Annotated in this window: 17 protein-coding genes; 14 read left to right on the top strand and 3 right to left on the bottom strand. The window is 52.1% G+C overall.

The features are described 5' to 3' along the window. Window positions 1–107 precede the first annotated feature (107 nt). Genes hemC through KJS40_RS14145 form a run of 4 tightly spaced genes read left to right on the top strand, consistent with a single transcriptional unit; the run spans window position 108 to window position 4,130 of the window. Window positions 108–1,076 (top strand): hydroxymethylbilane synthase, encoded by a 969-nt coding sequence (hemC, locus tag KJS40_RS14160; RefSeq protein WP_213538493.1) that lies wholly within the window; start codon window positions 108–110, stop codon window positions 1,074–1,076. Further along, entirely contained in the window at window positions 1,073–1,876 is an 804-nt protein-coding gene (locus KJS40_RS14155; RefSeq protein ID WP_213538492.1) for a uroporphyrinogen-III synthase, read from the top strand. Before hemC ends, KJS40_RS14155 begins: the two co-directional genes overlap by 4 nt. Continuing rightward, window positions 1,873–2,922 carry a uroporphyrinogen-III C-methyltransferase gene (locus tag KJS40_RS14150; protein WP_213538491.1) on the top strand — a complete coding sequence of 350 codons (1,050 nt, stop codon included), beginning with the start codon at window positions 1,873–1,875 and terminating at the stop codon, window positions 2,920–2,922. Before KJS40_RS14155 ends, KJS40_RS14150 begins: the two co-directional genes overlap by 4 nt. Then, the gene (locus KJS40_RS14145; protein ID WP_213538490.1) at window positions 2,919–4,130 is read left to right on the top strand and encodes a heme biosynthesis HemY N-terminal domain-containing protein; all 1,212 of its coding nucleotides are present in this window, start codon (window positions 2,919–2,921) and stop codon (window positions 4,128–4,130) included. The genes KJS40_RS14150 and KJS40_RS14145 overlap by 4 nt, the downstream gene beginning before the upstream one ends. Before the next feature lie 109 nt (window positions 4,131–4,239). Here the strand turns inward: KJS40_RS14145 and KJS40_RS14140 are convergent, their stop codons facing one another. Then, on the bottom strand, window positions 4,240–5,280 hold the full coding sequence (locus KJS40_RS14140) for a CDP-6-deoxy-delta-3,4-glucoseen reductase (RefSeq protein WP_025041792.1): 1,041 nt from the start codon (window positions 5,278–5,280) through the stop codon (window positions 4,240–4,242). A gap of 54 nt (window positions 5,281–5,334) precedes the next feature. Between KJS40_RS14140 and KJS40_RS14135 the strand changes: the two genes are divergently transcribed. The 4 genes from KJS40_RS14135 to KJS40_RS14120 all read left to right on the top strand — a co-directional run bounded on the left by KJS40_RS14135 (window position 5,335) and on the right by KJS40_RS14120 (window position 9,240). Further along, window positions 5,335–6,243, top strand: coding sequence for an SDR family oxidoreductase (locus KJS40_RS14135; RefSeq protein ID WP_213538489.1), 909 nt, complete (start codon window positions 5,335–5,337; stop codon window positions 6,241–6,243). Between the two features lie 52 nt (window positions 6,244–6,295). Further along, window positions 6,296–6,628 carry a divalent-cation tolerance protein CutA gene (cutA, locus tag KJS40_RS14130; protein ID WP_025041790.1) on the top strand — a complete coding sequence of 111 codons (333 nt, stop codon included), beginning with the start codon at window positions 6,296–6,298 and terminating at the stop codon, window positions 6,626–6,628. Between the two features lie 11 nt (window positions 6,629–6,639). After that, window positions 6,640–8,580, top strand: a complete 1,941-nt coding sequence (gene dsbD / locus KJS40_RS14125; protein ID WP_213538488.1) for a protein-disulfide reductase DsbD — start codon at window positions 6,640–6,642, stop codon at window positions 8,578–8,580. A 105-nt stretch (window positions 8,581–8,685) separates the two neighbouring features. Further along, window positions 8,686–9,240 carry a TlpA disulfide reductase family protein gene (locus KJS40_RS14120; protein WP_090459097.1) on the top strand — a complete coding sequence of 185 codons (555 nt, stop codon included), beginning with the start codon at window positions 8,686–8,688 and terminating at the stop codon, window positions 9,238–9,240. Between the two features lie 96 nt (window positions 9,241–9,336). Here the strand turns inward: KJS40_RS14120 and KJS40_RS14115 are convergent, their stop codons facing one another. Beyond that, on the bottom strand, window positions 9,337–10,311 hold the full coding sequence (locus tag KJS40_RS14115; protein WP_213538487.1) for a sulfite exporter TauE/SafE family protein: 975 nt from the start codon (window positions 10,309–10,311) through the stop codon (window positions 9,337–9,339). A 162-nt stretch (window positions 10,312–10,473) separates the two neighbouring features. Here KJS40_RS14115 and KJS40_RS14110 point away from each other — a divergent pair, with 162 nt between their 5' ends. Together KJS40_RS14110 and KJS40_RS14105 are read left to right on the top strand one after the other, a co-directional pair. Next, a complete protein-coding gene (locus KJS40_RS14110; RefSeq protein ID WP_213538486.1) occupies window positions 10,474–10,848 on the top strand; it encodes a DUF2784 domain-containing protein in 375 nt (124 codons plus the stop codon). Between the two features lie 128 nt (window positions 10,849–10,976). Beyond that, complete coding sequence (locus KJS40_RS14105; protein ID WP_213538485.1) at window positions 10,977–14,105, top strand: DUF748 domain-containing protein; 3,129 nt, start codon at window positions 10,977–10,979, stop codon at window positions 14,103–14,105. A gap of 87 nt (window positions 14,106–14,192) precedes the next feature. On the opposite strand, the gene KJS40_RS14100 is transcribed toward KJS40_RS14105, so the two are convergent. After that, window positions 14,193–16,034, bottom strand: coding sequence for a porin (locus tag KJS40_RS14100; protein WP_244859621.1), 1,842 nt, complete (start codon window positions 16,032–16,034; stop codon window positions 14,193–14,195). Between the two features lie 163 nt (window positions 16,035–16,197). Between KJS40_RS14100 and KJS40_RS14095 the strand changes: the two genes are divergently transcribed. The 4 genes from KJS40_RS14095 to KJS40_RS14080 all read left to right on the top strand — a co-directional run bounded on the left by KJS40_RS14095 (window position 16,198) and on the right by KJS40_RS14080 (window position 18,719). Then, a complete protein-coding gene (locus tag KJS40_RS14095) occupies window positions 16,198–16,455 on the top strand; it encodes a DUF2024 family protein (protein WP_025041783.1) in 258 nt (85 codons plus the stop codon). Window positions 16,456–16,533: 78 nt separating this feature from the next. Next, a complete protein-coding gene (locus tag KJS40_RS14090; protein WP_213538484.1) occupies window positions 16,534–17,325 on the top strand; it encodes a serine protease in 792 nt (263 codons plus the stop codon). A 224-nt stretch (window positions 17,326–17,549) separates the two neighbouring features. Beyond that, window positions 17,550–18,029 (top strand): DNA-binding response regulator, encoded by a 480-nt coding sequence (locus KJS40_RS14085; RefSeq protein WP_213538483.1) that lies wholly within the window; start codon window positions 17,550–17,552, stop codon window positions 18,027–18,029. Between the two features lie 24 nt (window positions 18,030–18,053). Next, a complete protein-coding gene (locus tag KJS40_RS14080) occupies window positions 18,054–18,719 on the top strand; it encodes a response regulator transcription factor (RefSeq protein ID WP_025041780.1) in 666 nt (221 codons plus the stop codon). Window positions 18,720–19,643 lie beyond the last annotated feature (924 nt).

Here is a 19,643-nt window from a genome sequence, read left to right as displayed (position 1 = left end):
TGAACGCAGATACGAGCTGATGGCGGGTGCACTTCAATCCGGCTTGGAGCACGGCATGCTAAAATAAACGCTGGCAGTAATTCCCTAATTTTCTCACCGTTATAATAATGCTTAATTCATCATCCATACCCTCACAAATCATTATCGCGACCCGTGAAAGTGCTCTCGCCTTGTGGCAGGCGCATTTTATTCAAGCACGGCTGGCGAAATTATACCCGCAAATAGAATGCGAGATACTTGGGATGACCACCAGAGGGGATCAGATACTCGACATATCCCTTTCGAAGATCGGCGGCAAGGGGTTGTTCATAAAAGAGCTGGAACAGGCGCTGGAGGACCGCCGGGCAGACATCGCCGTGCATTCGATGAAAGATGTGCCGATGGACATGCCGGCCGGATATGCGCTGGCAGCTATTGCCGAACGCGAAGATCCGCGCGACGCTTTCGTTTCCAATCAATACGCCGGTCTCGACTCACTTCCGCCGGGCAGCGTGGTGGGAACTTCGAGCCTGCGGCGCGAAAGCCAGTTGCGCGCGCGCTTTCCGCATTTGCAGGTGCAGCCGTTGCGGGGTAACGTTCAGACCCGCTTGCGCAAGCTCGATGAGGGACAGTTTGCGGCGATTATTCTCGCAGCTGCAGGTTTAAAACGGCTGGGGCTGACTGACCGCATTACTGCATTGCTAAGTCCGGAAGTGAGTTTGCCGGCGGTGGGGCAGGGCGCCTTGGGGATCGAATGCCGGTCGGATCGAATCGACTTGATCAAATTGATGGAACCTCTGCATCATCTTCCGACCGCTCAGTGCGTTGAAGCGGAACGTGCCATGAGCCGTGCTTTGGGAGGAAGCTGCGAGGTTCCGCTGGGTGGTTTTGCCGAAATAAATGGAGGCGTCCTGCGGTTGCGCGGTTTCGTCGCCAGCCAAGATGGATTGCGCGTGATAAGCGATGAACTGAGCGGTAATCCAGGGACGGGTGCCATAATGGGCGCACAACTGGCACAGAATCTGAAGGCACGTGGCGCGCAAGAAATCCTGACGGCACTCGCATCGCAAACGACTGAACCCGTGAGTCACCCGTGACCAAACCGCTGGCCGGGATCGATATCCTGGTTACGCGTCCGGCGCATCAGGCTGGCGAGCTTGCTGACAGGATACGCCTGGCGGGCGGTAATCCTGTTTTGTTTCCGGTGCTCGAGATCCTCGATATCCCGAATCCGAATCCATTGCTGGACTTGATCGATCGGCTCGATGAATTCGATATTGCAGTTTTTATCAGCCCCAACGCCGTTGCCAAGGCGATGAGCCTCATCAGCGCGAAGCGGACACTGCCCGGCAAGTTAAAAATAGTCGCTGTTGGCCAGGGCACCACGAAGGAGCTGGGAAACTTCGGCGTCACCGGGGTAATCGCGCCGGCTTTGCGCTTCGATAGCGAGGCTATGCTTGATCTGCCGCTCTTGAGGCAGGTGAAAGGCAAGCGTATCGTAATTTTTCGCGGCGACAAGGGGCGTGAATTGCTTGCGGAAAGTTTGTTGAAGCGGGGCGCTATCCTCGAATACGCGGAATGCTACCGTCGTGTCATGCCGAAACCGGATACTGCCCTGTCGCTGAGCGCTTGGGCAAACGCCGGGATGAAGGCGATTACCATAACCAGCAGCGAAGGGCTGCGCAATCTATGTGAAATGGTGGGCGAGACGGGCGGAGCATGGCTCAAGAAAACGCCGTTATTCGTTTCTCATGTGCGTATAGCCCAAGTCGCGGGAAATCTCGGGTTTGCCCATGTCATTCTGACCTCTGCTGGAGATGATGGATTACTGGAGGGTTTGCTGAATTATTTTCAGCCGGAAACCACCAGAGAGATTCGTGACCTGGAAAAACCATGAACGCGGAAAAGCAACCCGGCAAGACCGAAAAACCTCGGGAAGTGCGCAAGAGGTTGGCCTTGCGCATTCCCCCGCTCCTGATTTTTGTCATAATCCTTGTGCCCATTATCGCGCTGCAATGGTATGACACTCGTAGTCAGATCGGAGGATTGCAGCATGAGCTGGCGAAGCGGCTGGCCGAAGCCGATGCTTCGGGAAAAGAGTCGCGCAATATTGTAGTAGAGGCGGCCGAGGCAGGACGCCGGACAGAAACAAAGCTCGGCTTGCTCGAATCAAGGCTCGCGGAATCGCAAAACCAGCAGTTGGCGCTCGAGGCGCTGTACCAGGAACTCACGCGTAATCGCGATGAGGCAACGCTGGAAGAAGTGGAACAACTGCTGCTCATCGCCAATCAGCAGCTTCAGCTTGCAAGTAACGTAAAAGCAGCCCTGATCGCGATGCAAGAGGCCGACGCCCGGTTGCAGCGTCTTGACCGTCCGCAGTTGTCTCCCCTGCGTAAGGTTCTGTCAACGGACATGGATCTGCTCAAAGCTGCGCCATATGTGGATACGGTAGGCGTCAGTATACGCCTGGACAATCTCGCCGCTTCGGTCGATGCATTGCCATTGGCAATGGAACTTCGCCCACCCGAACCCGGCACTTCCCAGCCACGGATTCCAGTAACCGAGAATATGTGGCTCCGGTTCCTGCACGAAGCATGGGAGGACATCAAGCGCCTGGTGCGGATCCAGCACATGGATAAGCCGGATATTGCCCTGCTATCGCCATCACAAGCTTATTTTTTGAGGGAAAACCTGAAGCTGCGTCTTTTGTCGGCGCGGCATGCGCTCCTCGCTCGCGATGGAACGAGCTTCAAGGCTGATATCGATGCATCCATGGACTGGATAGGCCGGTATTACGACAACAGCTCGAGGTCTGTCGTCAATATGCTTGAAACCCTGCGCCAGTTGCGAGAAAGTGAAATTGGTATTGAGCTGCCTCGTATTTCCGCGAGTCTCGACGCAGTGCGCAACTATCGTCTCGCCCGTGATCGGGGAAATAGATGAAGGGAGCGCTCTGGCTTCTGGCGTTGTTCCTGATTGCGGTAGCGGTAACACTTGCGGCCAGATACAACAGCGGTTATGTACTGGTAGTGGCTCAGCCTTATCGCATCGAGCTATCGCTCAATTTACTGGCAGCGTTGCTGCTGGTAATATTTTTTATCGCCTATTTCGTAGTGCGGTTGGCTGTCGTTACTTTCAGGTTGCCGGCGGAAGTGAGCGGATTTCGTCTCCGCCGGCGTCGCGAAAAAGCACGAATGATGATGTTGGATGGGCTCCGAGCCTTCTTCGAAGGCCGTTATGCCAAGGCCGAGAAAGCTTCAGCGGCCGTTCTGGAACTGAAAGAACCTCCCGCCGTCAGCGCGCTTAACGCAATGGTTGCGGCCCGTTCCGCGCACGAGTTGAGAAAGTATTCTCGTCGTGATGAGCTCATTGCAATGGCAAAAACGAGCGCACCGAAAGAAATAACCTTGCTGCTAATGACGCAAGCCGAATTGCTGCTGGATGAACATCGACCCGAAGAAGCGCTAAAAATATTGCATTCTCTTCCTCATACCGGGGCGGGGAAGCATACTGCGGCGTTGCGGCTGGAACTGAGAGCGCAGCAGCGATCAAAAAATTGGGACGCCGTACTGGATCTGCTCGGGCAACTGGACCAGCGTAATGCCGTTGACAAGACCGTGATGAGGCAACTACGGCTGCAGGCGCGTATGGAAAGTCTTAAAAGCAGGATGCTGAATCCGCAGGCGCTGAAGGAATATTGGCAGAATATATCTTCGGCCGACAAGAAAGACAGCAAATTGGCTGCTGCCGCAGCGCGGGCCCATGCAGCGATGGGCGATTGTGTCACAGCTCATCAGATTATCGAGGAGAGTTTAAATGCCCAGTGGGATTCCGAATTAGCCGGATTATATGCGAAATGTCTGGGAAGCGACGCAATCAGCCAAATCGAGCACGCCGAAGCGTGGCTCGAATCTCATCCAAATGACGCCTGCCTGCTGCTGGCGCTGGGCAAGCTTTGCGTTTATTGCGAGCTTTGGGGCAAAGCGCAAAGCTATCTGGAGGCAAGCCTGTCGGTGGACCCGGATTATCCCGCTCATCTTGCATTGGCGCAGTTGAACGAGAAACTCGGACGGCTCGAACTGGCAAGGGACCACTACAGCAAGGGATTGGAACTTGCATTGTGGCGACTGGACGCGCTAGAGCAGGAGTAACTCGGAAATGGATCGGGGCAGGGTCCGATTGGTTTCATTCCAGCCCGCTGTATGCCAAAAAGATGATTGTCTTATGCCGTACAACGGCGGATTGCCGGGGGTAAAAAGTTCAGGATCGGGGTTCGCGCGGCGAAACAGTGAATGCGTCGGAAAAGAATTCCTCTTCCGGAAGACTGCGCAGCGTCGTGAAATCCTTGTGAGCGGCTTCAACCATTGCTGGTGTTCCGCAAGCGTATACCTGATATCCGGCGAGGTTGTCAAAATCCTGCAGCACGGCCTGATGCACCAGGCCGGTCCTTCCGCTCCAGTTATCGGAAGGCAGTGCCTCCGACAGTACCGGAATAAACGTAAAGTTGTCATGCTCCCGCTGCCAGTTTCCCGCCATGTCCGCCATATATAGATCGGCCTTCGTACGGTTACCCCAATAAAGCACGATCTGCCGTTCATTGGCGCGCAGATATTGTACGTGGAAGATATGCTCGAGTATGCTTTTAACCGGGGCGAAACCCGTGCCGCTGGCAACGAATAGGATCGGCTTATCTGAATCTTCGCGCAGAAAGAATGTGCCGAGCGGCCCCTCAAAGCGCAAAATATCCTTTTCTTTCATCTTGGTGAACACGTGCTCGGCGAACGTACCCCCCCGATAGTTGCGCACGTGCAATTGGAGCAATTCGTCGTCATGAGGCGCGTTGGCCAGCGAAAAACTCCGGCGCTTGCCATCTTTCATGAGAATATCAATATATTGCCCAGCAAGAAATTGCAACCGCTCGTTAGTTGGCAGCTTCAGCGAAATAACCATTACATCAGGTGCGACTCGCGCCAGTTGCTGGACACGGCACGGCAGTATTTTGACTTTGATATCCTTTATCGCCCCAATTTCCCGACATTCAATTATAAGTTCCGATAGCGGCACGGCACAACAAAACAATGCCATTCCAGACTGTTTCTCCATTTCGGTTAACGCACTTTCGTTATAACTGCCGAAATCCACCTTTCCCTGTATGATTTTGCCCTTGCAAGTGCCACAGGCACCGTTTCGGCAGCCATAAGGAAGCGGAAAACCTTCACGAAGCGCAGCTTGCAGCACGGTTTCGCCGGGTTGAGCGAAAAAGACGTGTCCGCTCGGCTTGATAGTGATTTGATGCGGCATCTGGTTACAAATGAGTCGATAAAGACAGATTAACTGACGGCAAAGAAGATGAACATGACAAAACGGACGCTTTTATTTATTGGTTGCGGCGATATTGCCTTGCGCACAGCGCCCCTGTTACAGGCGCACTACCGGCTACTGGGCCTGCATCGGAGACCTGAGAGCCGCGCCGCATTACGTTTGCATGGGATTACGCCGGTGTCCGGGAATCTCGATATACCGGGCAGCCTTGCCAAACTGGCGGGAATGGCTCATGCAGTTGTTCACCTAGCCCCGCCACCGAGCCGTGGCCAACGAGATACCCGCACCGCAAACCTCCTGGCAGCGCTGACAAAGCGGCCAAAGATGAAGGGGGCAATGTTACCACAACGTCTTGTCTACATCAGTACCAGCGGTGTGTACGGTGATTGCAACGGCGCGCTGGTGGATGAAACCCGTTTGATAAATCCTCAAACCGCGCGCGCGGTGCGTCGTGCCGATGCAGAGACGCAGGTGCGCTATTGGGGACTGCGCAATGGCGTGAGTGTTTCAATCCTTCGCGTGCCTGGGATTTATGCCGGCGATCGCTTGCCGCTGGCCCGGTTGCATGAGCGCGCGCCAGCGTTATTGCCGGAAGAGGATAGCTATACGAACCACATACACGCCGACGACCTCGCCCGCATTATCTCTGCAGCGTTGCACTACGCAAAACCAGGCAGGATTTACCATGCCTGTGACGACTCGAGACTGAAGATGGGCGAATACTTCGATCTCGTGGCGGACCAGTTCGATCTGCCGCGGCCGCCGCGTATCTCCCGGGCCGAAGCGGAAAGTTTTATATCCCCAGGTATGCTATCGTTCATGCAAGAATCGCGGCGACTGGCAAATGTCCGTATAAAGCACGAGTTGCGCGTAAACCTTCGCTATCCCACCGTGGTCGAGTGTTTTGCGCCGAGCGCAGCAAGTACTTCGGAAAATGGGTAAAATCCGGTCTACGGATGATTTTAGTGCCACCAGCACAATCAGCACAATCGCAATGGAGCCCATACTCGTCGTTACCAATTTGCCCGATCAGGCGAGCGCCATGGCCCTTGCCCGCCAACTGGTCGATGAACGGTTGGCGGCCTGCGTTAATGTGCTTGATGGATGCACTTCTGTCTACCGCTGGCAGGGGAAAAACGAAAGTACCCGCGAGGTGCCGATCTTCATTAAAACCCTTGCGCAGCATTATGCGCGGCTGGAGCAGGTGATAAACGCCATGCACCCTTACGAACTACCCGAAATCATTGCTGTCCCAATAAGCAACGGATTGCCTGCTTATTTGAAGTGGATCGCGGACGAAACCTCGGTCTCGGACACAATTGATTAGAACGGATTGCCATGCGCCTGAGTCAATATTTTTTGTTATTGCTGTGTTTATGCAGTATCAATAGCTTCGCAGAGGAGAGGAAGCCTTTTGGTTTTCTTTCAGGCTTGCAGCAGCTTGGCTCGGGTTTTGAGCAGAGTGAACAGGAATTGCTTCCGCCGGATCAGGCTTTCAAATTGACGATCAAGGTCCGGGATGCAAATACGCTGGTAGCCCAATTCGAACCGGCAAAAAACTATTATCTTTATAAAGACAAGGTTGCGTTCAAGCCGCAGGATGCCGGGACGTCGATCGAAAAAATCTCGCTGCCGCCGGGATCAATAAAAAGCGATGTTACTTTCGGGCAGGTAGAAGTTTTTCACCAGCCATTCGAAGCATTGATTTCCCTGAAACGCGACGCATCGTCAACCGGTAAACTGACTCTCGTCGCTACCTACCAGGGCTGCAATGAGCCGGTAGGCGTTTGCTATGCACCTATCAATAAGGTAATCGAACTGACGCTGCCGGCGGCGAAAGCTGCCGCCGGCGCAGTGGCCGATGCCATGAGTAGTCCCGCAGTGGCGGCACCATCGGCCGCTTTGAAGCCGGATGCAGCTGCAGAGCCGTTCCCGTCCGCAGGATCACCTGCCATCGAGACGGAATCGAACCGAATAGAGCGAATGTTCGAAAGCGGTAATTTTTGGCTGATCCTGACCGGTTTCTTTGGTATCGGCCTGCTGCTCTCGTTTACTCCCTGCGTATTTCCGATGTTCCCGATTCTGTCCGGCATCATCGCCAGGGGCGGTGCAAATGTCACCAAGACTCACGGATTTCTCTTGTCGCTTGCCTACGTCATGGGGATGGCGATTACATACGCCATCGCCGGCGTGGCGGCGGGGCTTTCGGGCGCAATGCTCTCCGCGGCTTTACAAAATGCCTGGGTGCTGGGCACGTTCGCACTGGTCTTTATAACGCTTGCTCTGTCCATGTTCGGTTTCTATGAGCTGCAATTACCTTCCTTTCTCCAGAGTAAGCTTTCCGAGGAAGCGGGGCATTTAAAAGGCGGGCATCTGACCAGTGTATTTGGCATGGGGGCATTATCGGCATTGATCGTCGGGCCGTGTGTGGCTGCTCCGCTGGCTGGGGCACTGCTTTATATCAGCCAGACCCGCGACATCGTGCTGGGTGGATCGGCGCTGTTCGTCATGGCCTTGGGCATGGGGGTTCCGCTGTTGATATTGGGTGCCTCCGCAGGGGCAATTTTGCCAAAAGCGGGCCCATGGATGGAATCGATCAAGCAATTTTTTGGCGTATTGCTGCTGGGGGTTGCAATATGGCTGATATCGCCGGTCATTTCCGCAGTTGTGCATATGCTGCTGTGGGCGGCCTTATTGATCATCTCGGCCATCTATCTGCACGCGGTTGATCCATTGCGTCCAGGTGCTTCCGGTCTCCAGAAGCTTCTGAAGGGACTGGGCATGATTGCATTGCTGACCGGGATTGCATTGCTGGTCGGTGTTTTGTCCGGCAGCCGCGATATTTTGCAGCCCCTCTCAAAGATAAGTATTGCTGCGGTTGATGCATCCGGGAAAAAACAGGATGTCGCGCAAACGGATCATTTGCCCTTTCAGAGAGTGAAGTCGGTCGCCGAATTTGAGCAGCATGTCCTTCAGTCCAGGAACAAATACGTGATGGTGGATTTTTCCGCGGACTGGTGCATTTCCTGCAAGGAAATGGAGCGCTTCACGTTTTCCGATTCACAGGTACAGTCCCGCCTGAAAGATGTGGTACTGTTGCAGGTCGATGTTACCGACGGGACGCCAGATGACATGGCGTTGCTCAAACGCTTCAAGCTTTTCGGCCCTCCCGGCATTCTGTTCCTTGATCGGGAAGGGCGCGAGGTTCCGGGTATAAGGCTCATAGGATATCAGGACAAGGAAAGCTTCCTGAAGATACTCAACGCAATCCTGGTCTAGCCGTTCCAGAAACGGTTCAACTCATTTGAATGCCATCGCTTCGAGTTCGAGGAAGGAGGCGTTCGCCAATTGCCGGCAAGCGGTATATTTTGGATTAACGATTAAATGACGAAATTGCAACAGGTATTATTGTATACAGGTGTCGCAGTACTTGCAGTGACTGCCGGATTTCTGCTGCGTGGTCAGTTGATGAGCAGTGATGCTCAGTCTGGAGCAACTGACGCTGCGGTGGCGAGTAGAGGAGCCGAGGCAATATTTGCCGCAAGCTTGCCCGATTTGCAGGACGAAAGCCAGGCAATATCGCAGTGGCGCGGCAAAGTGATGGTAGTTAATTTCTGGGCAAGCTGGTGCGAACCCTGTCGCCAGGAAATTCCGGAGTTCATTGAGCTCCAGGAAAAATTCAGGGAAAACGGCCTGGTTTTTATCGGCATCGCAGTGGATCAGAAAGAAAGAGCGGCCGCATTCAGCAAAGAGATCGGTATAAATTATCCTGTGCTAGTGGGGGATATGAAAGCGATGGCGCTGGCGGAGGCGGCAGGAAATCGCCAGGGAGCGCTGCCTTTTACGGTCGTTATCGATCGTAACGGAAAAATTATCGGTACGAAATTGGGCCGTCTCAGTCAGGAAAAACTTGAATCCATGTTCAAGCCCTTGCTGTAGAACGGCAGCTTCCTCTATTCGCCGAAGCTATCGAGTTTTAGCGAAATGATAACGTTTCCATTTACTGCGGGAAGCGAGACGTCCTGATTCTGAGCTTTATCCTAGCGCCCGGTAGAGATTATAAGAGCTCATGATGACAATCAACGTTCCCACCAGTATCAGTAAAGTTCGTGCATGGAGTTTCTTGCACAGCACTGCCGCAAACGGGGCGGCAAACAAGCCGCCGAATACCAGCCCTACAATGATGGACCACGTATTGGTTTCCATCAGCAATGTAAAAACCGCGGCACCCGTCAGCGTCAGAAAAAATTCAGCGAAATTGACCGAACCGATGGTCGTACGGGGATCGTTTCCTGAGCTGACCAAAGTGGATGTCACCACCGGTCCCCATCCGCCTCCACCCGCCGCATCGACGAATCCCCCAAACAATGCCAATTTTCCGACATGCCTCGGGGAGTCCTTGCGCAAACGCAGCGGGCGAAACGCTTTACTGAGTATGTATAACCCCAGCAGCAGCAAATAAGTGGAAATATACGGCTTGAATATGGCGCCGTCGACCTGGGTAACCAGTACCGCGCCTAATATGCCGCCGAGAATGCCAGGCACCAACAAGCGTACAAATAATTCCTTATTTACATTGCCGAATTTGACGTGGGAGATACCCGAAACCCCAGTGGTGAAAATCTCCGCGATATGAACGCTGGCGCTGGCCGCTCCCGGCGTCGCTCCTGTAGCCAACAGAAATGTAGTGGCGGTCACGCCATAAGCCATGCCCAACGCGCCATCCACCACCTGTGCGAGAAACCCGACCATCACCGCAGTCCAGAAAAGCCTGCCGCTGACTGTCTCGCCAATGATTTGCCAACCGCCAAACCAGTTATTGGAAATAAAAAAGCGGCCTGTCAAAAACAGGACCAACGCAATCAACACGGCAACAATAAACCATACACCGGCTTTGAGGAGAGGATGGGCGCCAGGATGAGAGATGGGTTCCTCGACAGGAGGAAGCCCAAATTGCTGGTGTTCCGCGTTTATTGGATTTCGCGTCAGATCCAGGTTGCGAATCTTCATAAGTCCGGTGCCTCTGCCTCTTCAATTTGCGCACTATACCGACATGAGCAAATATGCAGAAATAACCTAATGGAATATGGTTATGCTTTTGTTTTTACGGGTATGACCGAAAATAAGCGCCGAGCCTTGAAAATACCGAGCCACGAGTATATGGAATAGTGCGTGTTAGCCGATATCGTTCTTATCGTTCATTTCCTATTCGTGTTGTTTGTTGTCGGCAGCCTGCCGTTGATATGGATAGGGGAATGGATGAGACTGGATTTTGTGCGAAATCTCCGGTTTCGGCTTGCGCACATGGCCGCCATCCTGTTCGTGGTAGTCGAGGCTTTCGTCGGCATGGTATGTCCACTTACGTTATTGGAAGATAGGTTGCGTGGAGGGGAAAGCGGCGGTAATTTTATCCAGCGCTGGCTGCACCGCATACTTTTCTATGATGTGCCGGAATGGATACTGACAATGATTTATATACTTTTTGCGATTCTGGTCATCATTACTTTCAAGGTGCTTCCGCCACGTCCTCGCAAACGTCCCCCATGAGCGTCCAGGTTTACTGCAATAATTGACCGGACTTTACGTGCAGGGTAAAGTTGGCGAGGAAGATTGATCCAACTCTTAAAATCCGCGCAATTGTTGCCCAGATTGCCTTTCAGGATAAACGCGCCACCATGACCCCGATAACGCTGCTGCACCGTTTCAAAAGCCACCGACGCCTGGTTATCGGTCTGGGCAGCTTAGTTGCCATCATTGTGCTATTCGGGTTGCTCGGTTATTTCTGGCTGCCGGGGTATGCCAAGACCAAGCTTGAAACCTTGTTGACAGAAGCCGTGCATCGTCCTGTGACAGTGCAGTCAATCGACATTCAACCCTATACTCTGGAATTGACCGTGCGCGGTTTTCGCGTGGGTGAAAAGGAGACGGATAGCGATGCGGAGAAGGCACTTTTTTCCGTTGACGAACTGTACGTCAATCTTAGCGCTGCTTCGATTGCGCGGCGTGCGCCGGTGATCAGTTCCGTATCAATAAAAGCGCCAGCGCTGCGTCTGGTTCGCGAAGACGAAAACCGCTTCAATATCACGGACCTGATAGAAGACTTCATGAATAAGCCGGAGGAGGGCGGTAAAACCATGTTTTCGGTGAGTAATATCGTCATCGAGGGCGGTCGCTTCGAATTCGTCGATCGGCTCAAGAAAAGCCATCAGGACATATCCGAGATTACTGTTGGGATACCCTTCATTGCGAATTTTGAAAATGACGAGGAAAGCTGGGTGGAACCGCACTTCAGCGCCAAGATTAATGGCGCTCCGCTCACGCTGGGAGGAAAGCTGCGCCCCTTCACGCAAAATCGGGAAGCCACACTCGAACTCAAGCTCAAAGACGTCGATTTGACGCGAATAGACGAATATTCGCCCGTCCCGCTCGGCATCAGCCTCCTGTCCGGCTATTTTGATAGCGACTTATTGCTGACGTTTACCCAGGTCGATGGACAAGCGCCAAATATGGTATTGACGGGCCAAGCCGCGCTGCGGAAGTTTGAGATAGAGAATCGCGCGGTGGAAGTGCCCTATGCCGCGAAACTCGAGCAGCTCGACCTTAAATTGACCGAGATCAATCTGAACGGGCTGAAGCCTTCACATATTGCACTGACGTTGGCTGAAGTCGCGTTAATTCGCAAGGGAGACCCGGAACCAGTCCTGAGCCTGCCCAAGCTAAACCTGGATAAGGTCGCGATCGATACCGGGCGCCAGAGTGTCGCGTTGGGTGCGTTGACGCTCGATCACTTCAAGGGTTCTATGCGTCGTGAAGCGGATGGCCGGCTCGATCTCGTCAAGTTTTTTTCCGCACCGTCGGGCAAAGCGGAGCCGAAACCGGAGGCGACCCCTGCCACCACGAAGAAAAGCAAGCCATGGACGGCTCAGCTGGGCAGCTTGCAATTGATAGCCGCGGCACTGCGCTTTGAAGATCGCACGCTGCCAAATGTGGTGCCGATAATCGTCAATCCTCTGGATTTAACCCTATCCAATATCGACTTGAACGGTGCAACACCGCTCAAGTTGGCATTGAAGGCCGAGGTAAATAAAAACGGGAGCCTCGAGACAAATGGGTCCTTGGCATGGGCGCCGTTGATGGCTGATCTTGCTATAAATGCCAAGAATATTGATCTTGTCGCGCTGCAAGGCTGGGCTGGCGACCAGTGGAATGCCTTGCTGACGAGTGGTTCGATATCCTTCAATGGCAACGTCAAGGCCGATGGGTCACCACTGAAAGTGGCACTGAACGGCGAAAGCCGTTTCACCGATTTTAACGTTCTGCAAAAGACGAACATGGCGGACCTTTTGCGATGGCGGAGCCTCGATGTCAGCGGCATACAGTTTGCCAGTGATCCGCTTCGTGTCGATATCAAGTCGATTGCGATTGCCGACTTCCTCGCTCACGTATTGCTTACTCCGCAAGGAGAACTCAATTTCAAACATATCGCCGCTCAAAGTGATAATAGAGAACCGTCCGGGCAAACAACCCCGGCTGCGCAGCCTGTAGCGCAACAGCAAGCAACTCCCGATGTCGCCGCAAAGACCGTTGCGGAGAATTCTTCCAAACCATCGTCAAAGAAGCCCCTGCCTGTTCGTGTCGGTCGTATTGTGATGACCGGAGGCAACGTTAATTTCCATGACCAGTTCATCAAGCCCAACTACCGCGCCAAGCTGACGGGACTTACCGGCCGCGTTGGCCCCCTTGATCCGAAAAAGCCGGGTGAAATCGATATCCGCGGAGCGGTGGACAAAACCGCACCGCTAAAAATCGTGGGCAAGGTCAATACCCTTGGCAGCGAACTTTTCCTCGACATCATGGCGAGCGCGAAGGGGATCGATATGCCGACCTTCAGTCCCTATTCCGGTAAGTACATCGGTTACGCAATCGAAAAAGGCAAGCTTTCGGTTGATATACATTATCACGTTGAAAAAGGGGAGTTGACAGCCGAAAACAACGTTTTCCTCGATCAATTAACCCTTGGCGAAAAAGTTGAAAGCCCGGATGCGCTGTCGATCCCGGTGAGCCTGGCGCTGGCGTTATTGAAAAACCAGCGAGGAGAAATCGATGTTCACCTGCCGATAAGCGGCTCCATCAATGATCCGGAATTCAGCATAGGCGGGTTGATCATCAAGGTCTTCATTAATTTGATTACAAAAGCTGCGACCGCGCCTTTTGCTATGCTGGGTTCGCTCTTCGGTGGCGAAGAGTTATCGGAGATAGATTTTTCGCCGGGTTATGCGCAGGTTACGCCTGAAGCCGAAAAACGTCTTGAATTATTATCCAAGGCGTTGATAGACCGGCCCGCACTCAAACTCGAGATTACAGGCCGAGCCGATCCAGCACATGATCCGGATGCCTTGAAGCGTATGATACTTGAGCGTACCGTAAAAGCGCAGAAGCTATCAGAAAGCGTCAAAAAAGGAGAAACGGTCGCATCGCTCGATGACGTTGAGCTCAAGCCCGATGAGTATGAAAAATACCTGACGGTGATCTATAAGGATTCAAAATTCGCGAAGCCGAAAAATATGATTGGTCTTTCGAAGAGCCTGCCAGTACCGGAAATGGAGCAGTTGATGCTGGCAAATATCGATGCTGGAGATAGCGAAATGCGCGAACTTGCCGAGCTTCGGGCCGAAGCCGCGCGGGACTGGCTCGTTGGGCAAGGCGGTGTTCCAAACGAGCGAGTATTTGTGCTTGCGCCGAAAGTCGAGCCGGAAGCCAGTAGCCAGAAATCGGGAAGCCGGGCAGAATTCTCGCTCAAGTAAATGCTGCCCAGCCATGGCCGCGAAGATTCCCGAAAATTACCCGGAAATCTTCGCGGCCATGTTGTCTTCGACCTATACCCTGCTGCCTTAAAACTCGACTTGAACCTGTGTCAAGAAAGAACTTAAGTCAGCCTTGTTAAAACCGGCGGTACGAGGAATGGCGGATCCTGCCGTGTTCACATTTAGAACGTGAACAATGTTGTTCTGTATTTTAATATTGGGGTGAGGGTACCAGTTCAGGGCGAACCGCACCATGTCGGCTTGCCCCCCCTTGATTACTCCGCTGTTCAAGTTGATATAATCATAACCGGCGGCGACTTCCCAAGCTCCCCAGCCTGAACCGTTCCATTGAAAATTCTGCCTGGGTTTTATTCGGTTCGCCGCACCATTTTTGACATGGTAGGCTTTGGATTCGCCGGTTAAAAAGTAACTGGCAAAACCATAATAGCCGGTAAAATGCTCGTTGTCATAACCGAGCCCATTTATATTCGTTCGCAAATATTCTCCTTGAGCCGAGAATGGACCATGTACCAGCCAGCCCTCCGCGCCAAAGCGGTCGTAACTGTCTATTCGGCGCGAACCGGGTGCACCCTTGTTTCCTACGCTCAAGTTGCCGGTATTCAGCATATTGGTGCGATCTACGTTGGTTCCCGGAAAGGCAAAGAATGCCATCCCGCCCCCTCCCCCAGTTTGATTCGGGCCGACATTAATTGTGCCATTCGCCTGGTATTGGGTGTTGACAGCGGTGTGCCCAGCTGAAATTCCCACATGCAGGAATCTGGTTTCATCTTCCATCCACGGCCGGCCTGTTATCCGGCCGATGCCTTCCCAGCCGGAATCGCCTGAACCATTGTTGCGGCTAACGTTGCCTGCGGTATTAACCGAGGTGGAAGCGGCGGACCAGGCGCCGATGGGTTCGGTCTGAAAAGCGACCCCAAACTGAAAACGCGGTACCGCATAATTGATCCCTAGACCGGTTTTGTAGGTATTTGGGTTATCGACAAACGAGTTGACGGACATATGACGTTCGATGAACGTAAGATAGCGGTTACTGGCCGCTTCTTCCAGGCTGAAGGGTTCTTTAAATGAACCAACCTTGATTGAAAACGGCTTGGTCACGTTCAGCCGCGTGTAAGCGTCAGTAATGCCCGACGCCACAGAGCCGTTACCTCGACTGAAGTCATACTCGAATTTGTAATCCCACATCTTGAAAAAAGTACCTTCAACGCCAAGGCGAGCACGGCGGAGCGTTGCGCCGCTATTCAATTCGTTTGGCAGGTTGCTGCCGGTAGCGGGCAAAACATCGTTGATGAAATTGTATTGTGAAGCTACCTGCATCCGCCCATTGATCGCAAATGTAAAATTGCCGTCTTTACTTGCAAAGTGCGGCGCACTATCAATAAATTCGATGTGAGCATTTTCTGTTTCCTTGACGCGTTCTTCGAGCGACGCGATATCACTGGCAAGACGCGCTCCCATCATCTTTGATTTTAATTCTATATCTCTGCGGACCGCGGTTAAATCAGCTGTTTCCGTTTTTTCCGCTGCTATGGCGCTGGTATTATCTGCTGTCCTGTTAGTCGTGTTATTCGGAGTTTTATCTGCTGTTTTAGGCGTGTCTTCTTTCACGAAAGAACCTATATGGACGCGACCAGGTCCAGGTTTGGCGTAAAGCTGCTCGGTCTTGGTATCGACATAGAGATCAATGGCAAGTGCGGCGGTGGATAGGCTTGAGCCTAAAATGGCTGTGATTGCCAGCGTAAGTCTGGATAATTTCATTTGTTTTTTCTCATCCCGGTTATTTATCAAAACCGGTTGCGAGAGTACTGCAGGAAAATGTCCGTTTAATTGCAGTTTTGTAACAATTTCATGACAAAGATGATGCGTTTGGAGAGAGGAGGGGAAATGACTTGAGATAAGCGAGTCCATGGCCTATTAAATGGATGGAGGACCGCAACGCTTTATTCCGGCAGACCACCCTGCGTTCCACTTTTCTTGTTGCCGTGATAGTCTATGTGCTGAGTTACTTGAACTATCAGGTAAACCGCCTCAAACTTCCCTTAAGATCCGTTAAACATTAGAGAGGAAAACAATGGAAATTCATGTATACGACACCTACGTCAAGGCGAAAGACGGTCACACCATGCACTTCGACGTATTTACCGGCGTAAAAGACGACAAAAAAGCAATCGAGTATGCGAAACAGTGGTTAACCTCGATCGGCGAAGGCGACGCGACGGTTACCAGTAAAGAGTGTAGCTTTTGCCACAGCCAAAGCGCGCCGCCAAATGTCACCGACGCAATCAACAAGGATGGGTATTTCATTTACAAGATGGAAGGGTGCGGGTGAGCATTTCGCACCTGAGAAGAAATGGAATGAGCATCAAGGAAGCATGCCGGTGAAAGCCGTCGATGAATTTCAAAGACGATGAATACCCGGCGCGCTTTACTGGCCTTCATCACTGGCTGTATGAAAAGCCTGGGTATTTTCGGGCTTTTGTTTGGTTCCCCGCTATGGGGTAGCGAGCTCGTCAAAACTATCGAACAGGTCAAGCCCTCGATAGTTGGAATCGGAACTGTTCAGATGACCCGGTCCCCCCCCGTCAATTTCTTGGGGACCGGCTTTGTGCTGGACGATGGCCTTCACGTGGTTACCAATGCCCATGTTGTTCCAGAAGTCCTGGATATTGCGAATAAGGAGTCCTACGTCGTGATTACAGGTAAGGGCAAGCAGCCGGAACTTCGGGTTGCCACTATCGTTGCCATCGACAAAGATCATGATCTGGCACTGCTGAAAATCAGCGGCGTCGCTTTACCCACTATGAAGCTTGGAGACGCAGAAAAAGTTCGGGAAGGGCAGGATCTGATTTTTACGGGATTCCCGATTGGTATGGTCCTGGGATTTTATCCGGTTACTCATCGTGCCATGGTTTCTTCAATAACGCCCATCATTTTGCCCGCACACAATTCGAGGCAGCTTAATGCGAAGATGATCGGCCAGTTGCAGAAATCTGCTTATGCAGTATTTCAGCTTGACGGCACCGCCTATCCCGGTAGCAGCGGCAGCCCTCTCTACGATCCCGAAACCGGACTGGTATATGGCGTGATCAATATGGTATTTGTAAAGGGTAAAAAGGAGGCCGCGCTCAGCAATCCGAGCGGCATCACGTATGCCATCCCCGGCAATTATATTCGCGAGTTGCTGAAGCAGCGCAAATAACAAAGATAAGCAAGATCCTGTTCAGAAAACGCGTTCGAATCTGTTCCTCGGCACAGCCTGGTCCGTTTGTCATCAAAAGCCAGAGCATAAGCTGGATATCATGCGGAGACGTTGAGAAAAACTTTAGAGTTTGAGCATAATGCAATATCGCTGGAAGCTGACCGCAAATGAAGCTGCGGCTACATTACCTTTAATACCTGATGACTGAGCTGTAAGGAGGAACGATGCAAATGGTCACCGTGGCAATAGCCGATACGGATCCCGGGCGGCGCATTAAATTAGAACAATATTTGCAAGGCGGACCGGGCATTAAGGTGCTTGCAAATATCATGCCAGCTAAAAATGATATAAAGCATCAACTCGAGCCCGATACTGCCGTTATACCCATTGACGACGTCGTTGCCAGGATCAGCCAGCTGAAGCCCCGCATCGTTTTTGTCAACCTGGATCAGTCTATCGGTGGAGATTTTGCTTTACTGGAGGCTTTGCATCGCGAATGCCCCGAGACGCTCGTATTGTTATTAACCGATAAATCGGTCCGGGAGGAGCAGATAATACAAGCGTTGGCGAATGGTGCGCGCGGGTATTTGAGCCATGAGGCAGACCCACTTTATTTTTTAAAGGCTGTGCATGTCGTTGATCGTGGCGAGATCTGGGTAACACGTAAAATGCTCGGTAAAATTATGGACAAGGTATTGCATTAATCCAGGTTTTGAGGGGAGACATTCTTGATTTTGCTTGCTAGTCAGTTTCAAGACGACCTGTATCGATGGGAGCAGGGGGTGCGGGGCATTGCTCCAGTTTTCTGTTCAACCAATCTGGATTCGCTCAGAGATGAATTGGTACGCCTGAAACCGCAGATCCTCTTGCTCGATCATGATTTACCAAAACTGGATGGGCCAAACGGAATCGCGGCGCTCATGAAATTGAACCCGGAGACCAAAGTCATTATTTTGAGCTACCCGATTGCCGACGAGATCGAGTGGGCATTATTCAGAACGGGAGTAAGGGGATGTTGCCAGCGCGACGTGAAACCTGAGCAGCTCAAAAGTGCCGTTGTGGCTGTTCAGCAAGGCGAGCTGTGGATTCGAAGATCACATAGCTGGCATCTGCTGAATGAACTTGTCACGATCACGCGGGAAAAGAACAAAATCAAAGAGGCCGTTGGGGAATTACTCGCGAATTTAACCCGCCGCGAATATGAAATTGCCACGCTTGTCGGAAATGGTGAAACCAATAAACAAATCGCGCGTCGGCTGGCTATCACGGAGCGTACAGTGAAGGCTCATTTGACCGAGGTCTTCCGCAAGCTGGACATTGCCGATCGGCTCAAACTGGCGTTGATTGTGAAGGGCTCCATGTCGTCACATGACTCGACCCGAATCGGCCACTAGCAGCCAGATATTCTCGCTTTCGCGTTTGCTGTTTCATCCTGATCAGGTCACTGCTACAGCGCAACAAATTCACGGGGATTCAATAAATAATAAGTGTTACGCTTGTACTTGCATCGCCGAGCCTGGGTTCAAAGCATTGTTCCTTTTTATAGTTCTCCATTCACTTTTCGCTGCGCAAACGCGTAATTGACGAGGTGAATTGCGTCTAGTTCGTACACATCTATACGGTGCCCAAGCCTCTTCAGTTCCGGGGAAGCATTAATCTGTTTTAAAACCGCAAAGAACTCCAATTGCTCGTTAGCGTACCAAAGTCCAATTGTTCTTGTCGGTGAACTTGATATGATGCATATAGGACTTGAGTTTAGCTGGCTATATAATACTTTTGTAAATTCAACCTAAATCCGGTGGTTGGACGGGGAGGAGTGTACGGTTTTTGTGGTGTAGTGCAAGGCGCAACGACGCGGAATGGTCGTTCCATTCCAAGGAGTTGCAACGCAGCCATGTGCCGCAAAACTGTGCAATTCACCCCATAGCGGCCTCACCCGGAAGGTGAGCGTCACATAATATGAAATATTGTTATTAATCATAACACTGGTCTATTAAATAAGCGGTCAACTACCGGATTTAGGTTCAAGGCTTATCCGCATCGATTTTGCCGTTATCGGCGGTGCCCGGAACTGAAGGCGTGCTTGATCGTTTGCGATAGTTTAAAGAACTCATCCTGTAAAAAAGGGCTCCTGCCTTATCCCGTGGAGGCAAGAAACTGCTCAGGTGATCGGTGAGCCAAACACCGTTAATAATCTTTTCAACATTTACGGTGCAGCACAATAATATCAAAGGCACGGCGTGGACATTTGATCGGGGGCCTGCAACATTAACTGGAAGTAAACTTTAACCAGTGTCGCTTGAGAGCGGCCTGCGCTG

Source organism: Nitrosospira sp. NRS527 (assembly GCF_018406445.1).
Classification (GTDB): Bacteria; Pseudomonadota; Gammaproteobacteria; order Burkholderiales; family Nitrosomonadaceae; genus Nitrosospira; species Nitrosospira briensis.
The sequence above is the reverse complement of the archived record's forward strand: the minus strand, read 5'-3'. Positions and strand labels throughout refer to the sequence as shown.

Excerpts from the sequence above, each read along its gene's own strand:
- hemC (WP_213538493.1), top strand. The coding sequence starts at position 108 with ATGCTTAATTCATCATCCATACCCTCACAAATCATTATCGCGACCCGT.
- KJS40_RS14105 (WP_213538485.1), top strand. The coding sequence starts at position 10,977 with ATGACCCCGATAACGCTGCTGCACCGTTTCAAAAGCCACCGACGCCTG.
- KJS40_RS14135 (WP_213538489.1), top strand. The coding sequence starts at position 5,335 with ATGACAAAACGGACGCTTTTATTTATTGGTTGCGGCGATATTGCCTTG.
- KJS40_RS14120 (WP_090459097.1), top strand. The coding sequence starts at position 8,686 with ATGACGAAATTGCAACAGGTATTATTGTATACAGGTGTCGCAGTACTT.
- KJS40_RS14140 (WP_025041792.1), bottom strand. The coding sequence starts at position 5,280 with ATGCCGCATCAAATCACTATCAAGCCGAGCGGACACGTCTTTTTCGCT.
- cutA (WP_025041790.1), top strand. The coding sequence starts at position 6,296 with ATGGAGCCCATACTCGTCGTTACCAATTTGCCCGATCAGGCGAGCGCC.
- KJS40_RS14100 (WP_244859621.1), bottom strand. The coding sequence starts at position 16,034 with ATGGACTCGCTTATCTCAAGTCATTTCCCCTCCTCTCTCCAAACGCAT.
- KJS40_RS14145 (WP_213538490.1), top strand. The coding sequence starts at position 2,919 with ATGAAGGGAGCGCTCTGGCTTCTGGCGTTGTTCCTGATTGCGGTAGCG.
- KJS40_RS14115 (WP_213538487.1), bottom strand. The coding sequence starts at position 10,311 with ATGAAGATTCGCAACCTGGATCTGACGCGAAATCCAATAAACGCGGAA.
- KJS40_RS14090 (WP_213538484.1), top strand. The coding sequence starts at position 16,534 with ATGAATACCCGGCGCGCTTTACTGGCCTTCATCACTGGCTGTATGAAA.
- dsbD (WP_213538488.1), top strand. The coding sequence starts at position 6,640 with ATGCGCCTGAGTCAATATTTTTTGTTATTGCTGTGTTTATGCAGTATC.
- KJS40_RS14095 (WP_025041783.1), top strand. The coding sequence starts at position 16,198 with ATGGAAATTCATGTATACGACACCTACGTCAAGGCGAAAGACGGTCAC.
- KJS40_RS14085 (WP_213538483.1), top strand. The coding sequence starts at position 17,550 with ATGCAAATGGTCACCGTGGCAATAGCCGATACGGATCCCGGGCGGCGC.
- KJS40_RS14150 (WP_213538491.1), top strand. The coding sequence starts at position 1,873 with ATGAACGCGGAAAAGCAACCCGGCAAGACCGAAAAACCTCGGGAAGTG.